This is a genomic window from Thermoanaerobacterium sp. RBIITD (assembly GCF_900205865.1).
In the GTDB taxonomy this organism is placed as follows: domain Bacteria; phylum Bacillota; class Thermoanaerobacteria; order Thermoanaerobacterales; family Thermoanaerobacteraceae; genus Thermoanaerobacterium.
In genome coordinates this window covers 437,609-452,259 of record NZ_LT906662.1, presented here as the reverse complement: position 1 = coordinate 452,259, position 14,651 = coordinate 437,609, and the positions used below count along the sequence as shown (strand labels likewise).

Here is a 14,651-nt window from a genome sequence, read left to right as displayed (position 1 = left end):
CAAAAGGAAGTCGTAAATTAATATGCAAAGAAAAGAACGAAAAGGAGCCTGAGAAATTTGTAGAATTATTGTGGTATACATGAACAAAAAATAAAATACAGAAAAAATTGAGGTTATTCTAAAGTTTGGCTAAAAGCAAACAGAATGCTTTAATTAATACAATTTATAATGTGCAAAAATAAATTTTAAGCATTATTAATCATAATTTTTCACTGAAGGATGCATTAAAAACTTACGAAATATTTGGTAAGAATTATATAATGCATTTAAGATAGTATTAAAACTATACCATTAATAAAATAATTATTGTATGTCTGTTATACAACCAGACATATTTTTGCTACCATATATTATGGAGGTGTAAAATAAACTATGTATGAAATATTGGAGAAAAAGCAATTGAATCCGACTGTAAAATTGATGGTTATAAATTCTCCGCTTATGGCAAAGAAAGCTAAACCAGGTCAATTTGTCATAGTGAGGGTTGATGAAAAGGGTGAACGCATTCCACTGACTATAGCTGATTATGATGCTGAAAAGGGTACTATTACTATTATATTTCAAGAAGTTGGTATGAGTACTAAAGCATTAGGCAAATTAAATGTCGGTGATAAATTACATGATTTCGTAGGCCCACTTGGCAAACCCGTAGAATTTTCTTCTGATACTAAGAGGGTTTTAGCTATAGGTGGAGGCGTTGGAGTTGCACCGCTATATCCTAAGGTCAAGATGTTAAAGAGAGATGGTGCAATCATCGATAGCATAATCGGTGGAAGAAGCGCAGAATATGTCATACTTGAAGATGAAATGAGAGCTGTCAGCGATAATCTTTACATCACTACAGATGATGGCAGCAAGGGACACAAAGGTTTTGTGACAGATGTATTAAAAGAATTAATAGACAAAGGCAATAAATACGACGAAGTCATAGCAATAGGCCCATTGATCATGATGAAAATGGTTTGTCAGATCACAAAAGAATATGATATACCTACAATGGTCAGCATGAATCCTATTATGATAGATGGAACGGGTATGTGTGGAGGGTGCAGAGTCACTGTAGGCAGTGAAATAAAATTTGCTTGTGTTGATGGACCTGCTTTTGATGGACATAAAGTGGATTTTGATGAAGCTATGAGACGTCAATCAATGTATAAAGATATGGAAAAGAAAGAATTGGAAATATATGAACATCAGTGCAAGTTAGGAGGCATCTTAAATGGCTAACATGTCGACAAAGAAAGTTCAAATGCCTGAGCAGGAACCAGAAATAAGGAATAAAAATTTTAAAGAAGTTGCACTGGGCTACGATGAGAAAATGGCTGTAGAGGAAGCAGAAAGGTGTATACAGTGCAAAAACCAGCCCTGCGTCAATGGCTGCCCTGTACATGTACAAATACCTAAATTTATAAAGCATATAGTCGATGGAGACTTTGAAGGAGCATATCAAAAAATAAAAGAGACTAATAATTTGCCAGCAGTATGTGGAAGGGTGTGTCCACAAGAAAGCCAGTGCGAATCATTATGTACAAGAGGCAAAAAGGGAGAACCTGTTGCTATAGGGAGACTTGAAAGGTTTGTAGCAGATTGGCATATGAAAAAAAATACTGATGATAAAGTGGAACTACCATCAAATGGTAAGAAAGTTGCCGTAATCGGTTCAGGACCTGCAGGACTTTCATGTGCTGGTGACCTTGCTAAATTAGGTTATGATGTAACTATTTTTGAAGCATTTCATACACCTGGTGGCGTTCTCATGTATGGTATTCCTGAGTTTAGGCTACCTAAAGAGATTGTACAAAGAGAGATAGATTCCTTAAGAGGAATGGGCGTCAAAATAGAGACAAATATGGTAATAGGGAAGATACTCACAATAGATGACCTTTTTGATATGGGATTTGAAGCTGTATTTATTGGCACAGGTGCTGGTTTGCCAAAGTTTATGGGTATACCAGGTGAAAATTTAAATGGTGTATACTCTTCAAATGAATTTTTGACAAGAATTAATTTAATGAAAGCTTATGATTTTCCTAATCATCCTACACCTGTTAAGGTGGGTAAAAAGGTTGCTGTCGTAGGCGGCGGCAATGTAGCAATGGATGCTGCAAGGTCTGCTAAGCGCATGGGAGCAGATGAAGTGTATATCGTATATAGAAGATCAGAAGAAGAAATGCCAGCAAGGTTAGAAGAAATTCACCATGCGAAAGAAGAAGGAATTATATTTAAGCTTTTGACAAATCCTGTGAGAATAATTGGAGATGATAATGGATATGTAAAAGGCATCGAGTGCATAAATATTGTATTAGGTGAACCTGATGAATCAGGAAGGAAAAGACCTGTTCCTGAAAAAGGTTCAGAGCATGTAATAGATGTAGATACAGTTATTATAGCCATAGGTCAAAGTCCAAACCCACTAATCACATCGACGACAGAGGGGCTTGAAAAGCAAAAATGGGGCGGAATAATTGTTAATGAGGAAACATTGGAGACTAGTCGTAGAGGAGTATATGCCGGTGGTGATGCTGTAACAGGTGCAGCTACAGTTATATTGGCTATGGGTGCAGGTAAAAAAGCGGCAGCTGCTATACATGAATATTTAAGCAATAAATAAGTAAAATATTTTTGTAAATTAAAAAGCCTCTTTCTTGGTGAGAAATGTTATATGTAAACCAAGAAAGAGGCTTTTTACAATATATTCAAACAATAAATAGTGATATTTCATTAGTGAGAATATATGTAAATTTATATTGGACATTTATTAATATAAAAAACTTTATTAAAAGGTTATCTTTAAAATTTAGTTATAAATGTCAATATATCTTTGGCTCTTTCCAAAGTTAGTTGATTTTATGCTTTTTTCAAGCAGTAATATCTTTTCGTGCAACATGTCAAAACTTTTACGACCATTGTAGTTTATTTTGATCCATATGAGATACGGCTATTTTCAACTGATGAGGTAAAACTTTCTTTTTAATTGAGACTTATTAGCAAATAAGCATCAATAATGTTAACCTATCAAGACTTAGTGTAATCAGGCACGACTATATAGAACCTTTAGAACCATGTATATATGGTGAAAATGTACTTATTACGCATAAGGTGTAAAAAATATGGCAATATGTACACATCAGATTATCAGATACTTGTAAAAAACAGTTTTATTTAAAAGACATAATCAAATGTGATATACTAAGACATTATCATAAATCAATAATACATAGCTGTAGGATAATGCATACTCTTGACATTTCAAAAAATATCAATTATAATACCATTGTTGAGATTCTTAATCAGTGGGGCCCGGGTTCGAGTTCCTGATGGAGTACCATTTTAATATGCGGATGTGGCGGAACTGGCAGACGCGCTAGACTTAGGATCTAGTGTCTTTGACGTGGGGGTTCAAATCCCTTCATCCGCACCAAAAAATTAATGGAATGGTTTTTCCATTTTTTTATTGCTTCTTTTTCTTTATCGATTGAAACACGTGAATATAAATCCATAGTGATACCTATTTGAATATGGCTACTATAAAGCAAAATGGATAGATGATACACAACCGTATCATTATTTACTTTTTAAAACAGATGTACCGCCACTAATAATGGATGAAGGAATAATATATCTTTCATTTATTTTTATTTAAACTTAATTCGAGCATGTAATCACACCCTTTTGCTCTGGTTTCTCAAATAAACAGTATAACGGATGATTCATGTTATAGGAAGGTATTTTTTGGTACCTTCCTATTTTCTATTTTTTATCAACTACAAAAATTATACACTAAGCTAGCATTTAGAGACATTTTCACACTCCAGGTATTCGCTCACAATTTTCATAGCGCAAAACCTGCCGCACATGCTACACGTATTTTGATTAGAAATATTTTTACTTTGACGATACCTTGACGCCTTTTCCGGGTCTAAGGAAAGCCGTACCTGCGCCTCCCAATCCAGTTTTTTCCTAGCTATAGCCATGGCTAAATCCCTATCCTTGGCTTTTTTAATACCTTTTACCACGTCCGCGGCGTGAGCCGCAATCTTGGAAGCTATTACCCCTTCTTTTACATCATTTAAATCCGGAAGGCCCAGATGCTCTGCAGGTGTCACATAACATAGGAAATCAGCTCCACAGGACGCCGCTATGGCCCCGCCTATAGCGGCCACTATGTGATCGTACCCAGGTGCTATGTCTGTAACCAGCGGCCCCAACACATAAAAAGGCGCACCATCGCACAAGCTCTTTTGCAATTTTACGTTGGCCTCTATCTGATCTAAAGGGACATGGCCGGGTCCTTCTATCATGACCTGTACGCCCGCATCCCGGCATCTTTTGACCAATTGCCCCAATATCAAGAGTTCATGTATCTGACCCCTGTCGGTAGCGTCCGCTATACATCCAGGCCTCAATCCATCCCCAAGGCTCAGGGTGACATCGTGCTCTTTCGCTATATCCAGCAGTCTATCAAAATGCTCAAATAGAGGATTTTCTCTTTGATGATACAGCATCCAACCAACTATAAATGAGCCACCACGGCTCACCACGTCCATAACTCTGCCCTGCTGCCTTAAGCTCTCTAGGGAATCCATCGTCAGGCCACAATGTACAGTCATAAAGTCGACTCCATCCCTGGCCTGCTGTTCTATGACCTCAAAGATATCTTCCTCTGACATTTTTACAATACTCCCATACCTCTCCATAGCTACTACAGCCGCCTGATACAAAGGCACCGTGCCTATTGGAACCTCACAATGCCGTACAATCTCCTTGCGAGTTGCATTTACATCGCCTCCTGTGCTTAGGTCCATAACCGCATCAGCTCCAGCTTTTAGCGCTACGTCCAATTTTACCAGCTCTTTGTCCAGGTCGGGGTATTCCTCAGAGGTCCCTATATTGGCGTTAACTTTTGTGGACAATCCCCCTCCTATGCCACAGGGTTTTAAACCGCCGTGATGTTGATTACAAGGTATTACAATACGACCTGCGGCGACGCCTTCCAATATAAACTCTTCCGTCACACCCTCCTGTTGGGCCACTGCTTTCATCTCGTCACTTAATATACCCCTTTTAGCGTATTCAATCTGTGTCATGATATCTTCTCCTTTCCAAAATAAATAAAAACCATGGACCGCAAGGCACATGGTTTAACCACTTCCCTACGCCGGTCCTAACCGGATCAAGTTCAAGGGTTGAAAGGACGCACCTTTCTCTCAGCTCTGGCGAGCACCCCTAGTGGAATTAAAACGCTAACTATATGATTTTTTAAATCATTTACTATTAGATTATACCACTATGAACTTAAAAATACTATGGTAATAGCCATTTAAAAGCCTTCAAAATATTTTTTAAAGGGTTATGAAATATAACGAGAACAAGAGAATATATGGATACCATAATAGTTTGTGAAAATAATGTTCATCAAATGATAATAGCACAATCAGATACAGAAACTTATGGATTTGAAGAAAAAATTAAGAAGTATTATCAGCAGCATTAGGATCTGGCTATGATACAGTAGAAAGTATTTTTAACACAGGCATTAAGATATTAGAATCATTAGACGATATCCTCAATATGATTTAGTAAAACTAAAAATGCCATTTCACTTTCTGTAAATCAAAAAATGAGTAATTATCGCAGCAAATTGGAAAGCAAGTCCTACCATGCAAACGCCGTACCATCCGTAATGCTGCCAACAAAGGGTACCAAGGAAAGAACCTGCCGCCCCGCCGATAAAATACGAAAACATGAACACGGTATTATTGCGACTGCGTGTTGAGTCACCAAGTGCTTGGACCCTTGCCTGATTGGAAACCTGTCCACACTGATTGCCAAGATCAAGCACGATAACACCGATGATAAGGCCCCAAATTTGATACCCGAATAGGCTAAAGCACAGATAGGCAAGCGTCGATAGTATTACACCAATGCCTACTGTAAAGCGTGGGCTTTTTGTGTCGGCTCCCTTCCCAATCAAAGGTGCCGCGAGTGCACCAGCTACTCCTGCCAGCCCAAACAAACCGGCCTCCCTCGTGCCCATGCGATATACCGGTGTTTCAAGCAGGAAGATCAAAGAAGTCCAGAATGCGCTGAAAGAACCAAACATAAAAAAGCCGTTAATCGCCGATTCGCGCAAGGGACGTTCACTTTTTATAAGGTGTGGTATGGATTTAAGCAACTCTCCATACGAAATTTGTGAGGACGGCTGGTTTTCGGGGAAATAACACCAGATCAGAACCATAAGAATCATAATGAATCCGGTTGCAAACAGATAAACGGCCCGCCAGTTCAAAACTGCACCGACAAGTCCGCTAAATGTCCGAGACATCAAGATTCCGATTAGCAGACCACTCATAACGTCGCCGATGACTTTACCTTGTTCTTCCGGACGTGAAAGATGGGCTGCATATGGTACGATAAGCTGTGGCACGATCGTCGTAATCCCCATAGTAAACATGGCAACGAGCAGAACCAAATAACAAGGCGATAACGCAGCCGCAAGTAGTGAGATAGCGACAAAAAGCAGCATATGTAAAATAAGAGAACGGCGTTCGCACATATCGCCGAGCGGAACAAACAGCAAAAGGCCGCATGCATAACCTACCTGCGTCAGCATAGCTGCAATGCCCGCCGCGCCTTGTGAAATATGAAATGTAGCTGAAATCTGTGCTTCCAATGGCTGAATGTAATAAAGATTTGCGACGGAAACGCCGCATACAACTGCCATCAACAATATAAACGATCTTGTCATAACAAATTGTTTTTCCTTGGATTGACTATTCAATTTTAGAACCCCCCTATGAGTATTTGTATAGATACTATACACTATACATATAAAAAATCACTTTTCTTTTAACGTTTTTTCAAACTGCAAGAGAAAATCCGTCAGGAACTTTAATTGTTCTTCGTCCGATCCGGTTAGAATTTGGGATATAATTGTGTTATACTTTTCGTGTGCACACTTGTGGTTGAAACAAGCTGTTTCCCCTTTTGGAGTGAGGTGCATGACGACTTTAGATCCTCTGGTCTGGTTCATCTCCTTTACAATCATTTGCTTGCGCTCAAGTCTTTTCACAGTTTGTGACGCCGCACCCCTTGTAATACCTAATTTGCGTGCAATAGCAGAAATATGCAGGCCTGGATTATCCTGAATGCACTGGAGCATGTGTATTTCGGAATGGTAAAGCTCCGTATCAGTACCGAAAGTACGGGCCTTGCTGTCGTTTTCGTAAAATTCGCATATTACATTTAGAAGCAATTCGCATATTTTGTTTATATCTTTTTTCATATTTACTATTGTATAGTATGTATACATTAATTGTCAAGACTCAAATTAAATGAGCATAGTTTAAACCATTTTTGTACCATATTCTCAAATTAATTTAGTATAAAAATAACTTATTCTCGATTTACGTTAGCATTACAGATTTAATGTCAAAAAATTTAACTTGATATCATTTATCATTTAAAACATAAATAAAAAAGAAGGTGCAGTAAGAATACATCTAAATTGCACTTTTATATTCCTCTTTTTAATGTTAAACTTTTTAAAAACCTCTTTTCTTTTAGGACACTAAGTGTTAAACTCTTATTATGGAGATTCCCTTAAATTTTATCAGAAAAGGGGAAATCTCCATATATATTTTGTAAAAAAATATTCATTTTATTTAGCTATCAAATAGCCTATTTAGGTATTTTGATAATTTACCTGCCGAATTCAAGTTAAAATAAAACAAATGTTTAATCAGAGGAAAGCAGCCTAAATAAATAAATGAAGGAGAAAACTGTAAAAATCTACAGTCTGAGAGGCGATAAAAATTGCACATAGAAAATATGCAAAAAAGGAAAAAAATATTGCAGGTAGAAGACAGCCGCTTAACGCAGCTGGTTATTTCGGATCTTCTACATAGCAACGGCTATGATGTGGAAACCGCTGTTACAGGGGAAGAAGCATTACAAAAGATAAGTGGCGTCTTTCCGCCAGACCTGGTTCTGATGGATATCGAATTGGCGGGGGAAATGGACGGAATAGATGCTGCACGCAGAATAATTAAATCCCGGGACATTCCCGTAATATTTTTGACAGCCAATACTTCTAGAGAAATACTGGAAAATATTAAAGCTGTTAAAGGTTACGGATTTGTTGTTAAGGGATCTGACAAATATGCGTTGCTATCCGCAGTGGAAATGGCTTTGAAACTTCATGAAGCAAATTCCCATGCCAGAATGTTTGAACGGCTTTTTGAAAACTCCCTGAATGAACTCTATATTTTTCATCCGAAGTCCCTAAAATTTGTTGCTGTAAACCGCATTGCCAGAAAGAATCTAGGATATACAATCGAAGAACTAAATACCATGACTCCCCTCGATCTCAAACCAGAATTTGACATAAAGAGTTTTCAAAAACTCCTTAACTCACTAGTCAGCGGGGAACAGGAGCAGGTCTTGTTTGAAACAGTGCACCGCCGGAAGGACGGGTTCCTGTATCCTGTGGAAATAAATTTGCAGATTTTTGATTACGAGGGAGAAAAATTATGTCTGGAGTTGGTTATTGACCTGACTGAACGCAGAGAAATGAAAGAAGAGCTGCTGGAAAAGGAGGCGACATTAAGTGCCATTATGGACGCTGTCCGGGACGCTATCGTCATGCTTGACGAGCAGGGAAATGTAACTTTTTGGAACCTTGCAGCTGAGCAGCTCTTTGGCTACTCCCAGGAAGAAATACTGGGAAAGGAATTGCACCGGCTGTTGGTGCCGGATGAATGCTTTTATAAGCTTTATCGTCAGGCTTTCAAGCATTTTCAATTAACCGGAAAAGGCAATGCTGTGGGGAAAATAATTGATTTGAAAGCTAAGCATAAAGACGGACGAGAACTTGATATTGAGCTTTCGCTGTCCGCTTTGAGAATTAGGAATGTCTGGCATGCGGTGGGAATTGTGCGCGACATCAGCGAACGCAAACAGCGGGAGGAGGAACTTGAGTATAGCCATAAACAATATTTGGAATTAGCCGAGAATGCCCCGATTGGAATTTTAAGATGTGATAAAGAAGGCAATGTTATTTATGTAAATCAAAAAACATTAGAAATACTTGGCTCCCCAGGTATTGAGGAAACAAAAAAGATTAATCTTTTAACATTCCCTTTATTGGTCAGACATGGTCTTTCAAGAAAACTTGAAGAATGTTTGCAAAATAATAAGCCCGGCACATATGAAATGAATTATGAATCCAAATGGGGCAAGAAAGTATGGTTGCGAGCTCATGTTAAACCACTGGTAGATAGAAATACGGTGATAGGCGCTCAGATAATTATTGATGATATAACTGAAAGAAAACAACTGGAAGAGGCAAACAGACAAAAAGAAAAAAGGTTTCGCCTTATGCTGGAGGGCATTCCCAGTCCGGCCTGGCTTGTTTCAAGGGAGCGCCGTATTCTGGCACGGAATAAAGCAGCGGTGTCATTATTTGGGACAAAAAATGTGGATTATTGCTGGAAAGGCATCCATGGCGGGAAATACCTGCCGGATGAATACAGAGAGGCATTAAAAAAAACAGGCATCCCTTTGCCCGGTACTAAATGCTATTTCTGTCGCGGAGACGAAGCCTTGGACAGAAATGAACCGATAAACAGCGAAGTGGAGCTGGCGGGTAGTATATGGGATACGTGGTGGATACCCTTGGGGGAGGATGTCTATCTTCATTATGCCACTGATGTCACCAGGTACAAAAAAATAGAAGAAGAACTTCGCCATTTATCTGTTACTGACGCTTTGACAAATGCCTATAACCGCCGTTATTTTACACAAAAATTGGAAGAAGAAATAGAGCGCACCAAACGAACAGATAGAAAGTTTTCCCTGATAATGCTGGATATAGATCGCTTTAAGAGCATCAATGACCGTTTTGGCCATAACGCCGGTGATTTAGTTCTTAAAAGTATAGCAAAACTGATTAAGAACAGGATCCGCAAAATAGATACTCTGGCCCGCTGGGGCGGAGAGGAATTTGTTATACTTCTTCCGGATACAACGGTAAAAAATGCAGCATGCTTAGCGGAAGAGCTGCGGGAAAATTTAAGCTGCATGTATATACCGGGTGTGGGTCATGCAACGGCCAGTTTCGGGGTTGCCGGTTACTGTCCGGGGGACTCGGTTGATACATTGGTGAATAAGGCAGACAATATGATGTATGAGGCAAAGGTTGCCGGCAGGAATCGTGTGCGATATATTAATGAATGTGAATAGCTATTAAGATTAGCGATCCTGGGGTAAATAGAAGATGATTGAATGAGTAGAAAAAGAAAGTTAAAAAGGCATAGGAGATTAGAGAAACGATAATTAGGAGGTAATTATGTTAAATATAGGTTGTCATTTGTCAGTATCAAAAGGATATGCTGCTATGGGAAAGGAAGCTATTCAGCTGAATGCAAATACATTGCAATTTTTTACCCGCAATCCGAGGGGCAGTAAAGCAAAAGAAATAGATCCAAAGGATTGTGAGGTTTTTCTAGAAATTGCAAAGGAGAATAACTTTTCAAAGATTGTAGCACATGCGCCATATACACTAAACCCATGTTCACAAGACGAAAGTGCAAGGAGATTTGCAATGGAAGTTATGGCAGAGGATTTAGAGAGAATGGAATATCTACCATATAACCTTTATGACTTTCATCCTGGAAGTCATGTAAAACAAGGGGTAGAAGTAGGTATAGAATATATAATAAATATGCTTAACACTATACTAAAACCAGAACAAACTACTATTGTATTACTTGAGACAATGGCTGGCAAAGGAACAGAAATAGGCCGAAGTTTTGAAGAAATAAAACAAATTTTAAATGGGGTTACTCTTATCGATAAAATGGGTGTATGTCTTGATACTTGTCATATTTATGATGCTGGTTATGACATAGTTAATGATTTGGATGGTGTTTTGGCTGAATTTGACAGAATCATTGGCCTTGATAAATTATATGCAATACACTTAAATGATAGCAAAAACCCTTTCGGAAGTCATAAGGATCGCCATGAAAAGATTGGCAACGGCTTTATTGGGATGGAAGCAATTATTAAAATAATTAATCATCCCAAATTGAGACACTTACCATTTATTTTAGAAACACCAAATGATTTATCTGGTTATAAAGATGAAATTAAGATGTTACGTGAAGCATATAAAGAATAATTTGGTGGTGTAAAATTATGAAGATAGATAAAACAAACTAACCGTTACAATGTTTAAATAGAAAAATTTGCTAAATTCTAATAAAAGTAGTTTCTTTTTTGTTAAAAAATGATAAAATAAAAGTAAAGACGTTTGAATAAAAATTTTTTTATGTTATAATAAATAGAAGTTATTTAACGTTTAAACATATGAATAGGAGGATTTACTTAATGAGCAGTAATCTAAAGAAATTAGAAAAAAGTGTTGCTACAATTGAATTAAATATTCCAAAAGAAAAATTCGAAGAAGGTTTAAATTATTCATACAAAAAGAATGTTGGTAAGTTTAATATCCCTGGCTTTAGACGTGGAAAAGCACCAAGAATTATTGTTGAAAGGTATTATGGCGAAGGTGTATTATATGAGGATGCTATTGAGCACGTGTTTCCTGATGCATATCAAGAGGCACTAGACTCATTCAAAATCGAGCCTGTAGATAGCCCAAATATAGATATTATTCAAATCGGAAAAGGTAAAGACTTAATAATAGAAGCAGTAGTTCCTGTTCTGCCAGATGTAGAACTTGGACAATATAAAGGTATAGAAGTTAAAAAAGTAGAGTATAATGTAAAAGACGAGGATGTTACAAATAGATTAGAGCAGATGAGAGAAAAAAATGCGAGAGTAATACCTGTAGAAGATAGAGCGGCACAGATGGGTGACATTGTAGATATAAGCTTTGAAGGTTTTATCGATGGTGTTCCATTTGAAGGTGGTAAAAGCGATAATTACTCACTTGAGCTTGGTTCCAAGACATTCATACCAGGCTTTGAAGAACAAATTGTTGGTCATAATGTTAATGATGAATTTGATGTGAATGTAAAGTTTCCTGAAGATTATAGAGTAGAAAATTTAAAAGGGAAAGACGCAGTTTTTAAAGTAAAATTAAACTCAATAAAATATAAAGAGCTGCCTGAATTAAATGATGACTTTGCAAAAGATGTCAGTGAGTTTGATACACTTGATGAATTAAAAGACAGCATAAAAAAAGAAATCCAAGAGCAATACAATAAAAATGCAGAAAATGAGATGAAAGATAACGCAGTTAAAACTGTTGTCGAAAATGCAAAAGTTGAAATACCGGAAGTAATGATAGATAGACAGATAGACATTTCATTGAGAGACCTCGATTACAACTTGAGATATCAAGGTTTAAATCTCGACAAGTACCTTGAGATAACAGGAAAAAGTAAAGATGACTTAAGGAAAGAAATGCATGATGATGCTGCATTAAGGGTAAAGACACAGCTTGTTATAGACAAAATTGGCAAGAATGAAAATATTGAAGCTACAGATGAAGAAGTTGAGAATAGAATAAGTGAAATGGCAAAAAATTACAACATATCTGTAGAAGATTTAAAGAAAGAACTTAATGAAAACCAAATAAATAATATAAAAGAAGATATAGTATATTTTAAGACGATTGACTTTATCTTTGATAATAGTAAAATAATAAGTAAAGAGGAGTGATATAAATGAGTTTAGTACCTATTGTAGTTGAACAGACAAATAGAGGAGAACGTTCATACGATATATTTTCAAGACTCTTAAAAGATAGGATTGTTTTCCTTGGCGATGAGATCAATGATGTCACAGCAAGTCTTGTAGTAGCACAGCTTCTTTTCCTTGAAGGAGAAGATCCTGATAAAGATATTTGGCTATATATAAATAGTCCAGGCGGTTCAATTAGTTCTGGCTTTGCAATATATGACACAATGCAGTATATAAAACCAGATGTAGTTACAATGTGTGTTGGAATGGCTGCATCAATGGGAGCCTTTTTACTTGCTGCCGGGGCGAAAGGCAAAAGATTTGCACTGCCAAATAGTGAAATAATGATTCACCAGCCGCTCGGTGGTACACAAGGACAGGCTACAGACATTAAAATACATGCAGAGAGAATTATCAAGATGAAAGATAAGCTAAATAAAATACTTTCAGAGAGAACTGGTCAGCCACTGGAAAAAATTCAAAGAGATACAGAGAGGGACTTTTTCATGGATCCAGATGAGGCCAAAGCATATGGGCTCATTGATGATATATTGGTTAATAGAAAATAAGCCCCAAAAGAGGTGGAAAAATGGCTAAATATGATAACCAAAAACAACTAAAATGTTCATTTTGCGGTAAATCACAGGACCAGGTAAAAAGATTGGTTGCTGGTCCCGGTGTATATATATGTGACGAATGTATAGAGCTATGCCAGGAGATCATCGATGAAGAATTTGAAGAAAATATAGATGTAGAGATCGGTGAACTCCCAAAACCAAAGGAAATTAAAGATTTTTTAGATCAATATGTAATAGGTCAAGACAAGGCAAAAAAGGCCTTAGCAGTAGCTGTATACAATCATTATAAAAGAATAAACAGCAGAGTAAAGTCTGATGATGTGGAGCTGCAAAAGAGTAATATTCTTATGCTTGGGCCTACAGGATCTGGTAAGACACTTCTTGCCCAGACACTCGCAAGGATGTTAAATGTACCATTTGCAATTGCTGATGCTACATCGCTTACTGAAGCTGGTTATGTCGGTGAAGATGTAGAAAATATCCTTTTAAAGCTCATCCAGGCTGCAGATTATGATATAGAAAAAGCAGAAAAAGGTATAGTATATATTGATGAAGTTGATAAAATAGCGAGAAAATCAGAAAATCCTTCGATTACGAGGGATGTATCAGGTGAAGGCGTGCAACAGGCTTTATTAAAGATTCTTGAGGGAACTGTTGCAAATGTTCCGCCACAAGGTGGAAGAAAACATCCACATCAGGAATTTATACAGATAGACACAACAAATATATTGTTTATTGTCGGCGGTGCATTTGATGGTATCGAAAAGATAATTGAATCGCGAATAGGTAAAAAGTCCTTAGGATTTGGCTCTGAAGTTGTTAGCAAACAAGAAAAAAAGATAGGCGAAATCTTAAAGAACATAATGCCTGAAGATTTGCTTAAATTCGGTTTGATACCCGAATTTATTGGAAGATTGCCGATTGTTGTTACGCTTGACTCACTAGATAAAGATGCGCTTATACGTATTTTAACAGAGCCTAAAAATGCTCTTACAAAACAATATGAAAAGTTATTTGAATTAGACGGTGTAAAACTTGAGTTTGAGAAAAAAGCTCTAAATGTCATTGCACAAAAGGCAATAGACAGGAAGACCGGTGCAAGAGGTTTGAGGTCTATATTAGAAGAGCTTATGCTCGATGTAATGTATGAGATTCCATCGAGCGATAACATTGAAAAATGTATTATAACCGAGGAAACTGTCATAAATAATGCACCGCCTACTATAGTATATTCAGAGGTACAGAAAACAAAAAAGAGGATAAAAAAATCGGAATCTGCCTCATAAGTCATAATGATAAGCATTATTTTTGAAATATATAAAAAGCCTCCTTCCTACACATACTATGCGTATAGAAGGAGGC

10 protein-coding genes, 1 tRNA gene and 1 riboswitch are annotated in these 14,651 nt (G+C 37.3%); of the genes, 8 read left to right on the top strand and 3 right to left on the bottom strand.

Going from position 1 to position 14,651, the window contains the following annotated elements:
• Positions 1–372 precede the first annotated feature (372 nt).
• From CPG45_RS02130 to CPG45_RS02120, 3 genes are all read left to right on the top strand, one after another.
• Positions 373–1,227, top strand: coding sequence for a sulfide/dihydroorotate dehydrogenase-like FAD/NAD-binding protein (locus tag CPG45_RS02130; protein WP_096230414.1), 855 nt, complete (start codon positions 373–375; stop codon positions 1,225–1,227).
• Positions 1,220–2,611: an NADPH-dependent glutamate synthase gene (gltA, locus tag CPG45_RS02125; RefSeq protein ID WP_096230413.1), complete on the top strand. Its 1,392-nt coding sequence runs from the start codon at positions 1,220–1,222 to the stop codon at positions 2,609–2,611. Before CPG45_RS02130 ends, gltA begins: the two co-directional genes overlap by 8 nt.
• A 726-nt stretch (positions 2,612–3,337) precedes the next feature.
• Positions 3,338–3,421 (top strand) — tRNA-Leu (locus CPG45_RS02120).
• Between the two features lie 364 nt (positions 3,422–3,785).
• On the opposite strand, the gene thiC is transcribed toward CPG45_RS02120, so the two are convergent.
• The 3 genes from thiC to CPG45_RS02105 form a co-directional block, all read right to left on the bottom strand.
• Positions 3,786–5,087, bottom strand: coding sequence for a phosphomethylpyrimidine synthase ThiC (thiC, locus tag CPG45_RS02115; protein WP_096233424.1), 1,302 nt, complete (start codon positions 5,085–5,087; stop codon positions 3,786–3,788).
• Positions 5,088–5,133: 46 nt separating this feature from the next.
• Positions 5,134–5,238: riboswitch (TPP riboswitch) on the bottom strand.
• Between the two features lie 361 nt (positions 5,239–5,599).
• Positions 5,600–6,781, bottom strand: coding sequence for an MFS transporter (locus tag CPG45_RS02110; RefSeq protein ID WP_096230412.1), 1,182 nt, complete (start codon positions 6,779–6,781; stop codon positions 5,600–5,602).
• Positions 6,782–6,838: 57 nt separating this feature from the next.
• Complete coding sequence (locus CPG45_RS02105) at positions 6,839–7,285, bottom strand: MarR family winged helix-turn-helix transcriptional regulator (RefSeq protein WP_096233422.1); 447 nt, start codon at positions 7,283–7,285, stop codon at positions 6,839–6,841.
• 530 nt (positions 7,286–7,815) lie between these two features.
• Between CPG45_RS02105 and CPG45_RS02100 the strand changes: the two genes are divergently transcribed.
• The 5 genes from CPG45_RS02100 (at position 7,816) to clpX (ending at position 14,575) form a co-directional block, all read left to right on the top strand.
• Positions 7,816–10,242, top strand: a complete 2,427-nt coding sequence (locus tag CPG45_RS02100) for a PAS domain S-box protein (RefSeq protein ID WP_096230411.1) — start codon at positions 7,816–7,818, stop codon at positions 10,240–10,242.
• A gap of 106 nt (positions 10,243–10,348) precedes the next feature.
• Positions 10,349–11,182, top strand: coding sequence for a deoxyribonuclease IV (locus CPG45_RS02095; RefSeq protein ID WP_096230410.1), 834 nt, complete (start codon positions 10,349–10,351; stop codon positions 11,180–11,182).
• A gap of 209 nt (positions 11,183–11,391) precedes the next feature.
• Positions 11,392–12,690 (top strand): trigger factor, encoded by a 1,299-nt coding sequence (tig, locus tag CPG45_RS02090; protein ID WP_096230409.1) that lies wholly within the window; start codon positions 11,392–11,394, stop codon positions 12,688–12,690.
• Between the two features lie 5 nt (positions 12,691–12,695).
• Positions 12,696–13,280, top strand: coding sequence for an ATP-dependent Clp endopeptidase proteolytic subunit ClpP (clpP, locus tag CPG45_RS02085; RefSeq protein WP_096230408.1), 585 nt, complete (start codon positions 12,696–12,698; stop codon positions 13,278–13,280).
• A 20-nt stretch (positions 13,281–13,300) separates the two neighbouring features.
• Positions 13,301–14,575 (top strand): ATP-dependent Clp protease ATP-binding subunit ClpX, encoded by a 1,275-nt coding sequence (clpX, locus tag CPG45_RS02080; RefSeq protein WP_096230407.1) that lies wholly within the window; start codon positions 13,301–13,303, stop codon positions 14,573–14,575.
• The last annotated feature ends 76 nt before the right edge of the window (positions 14,576–14,651 follow it).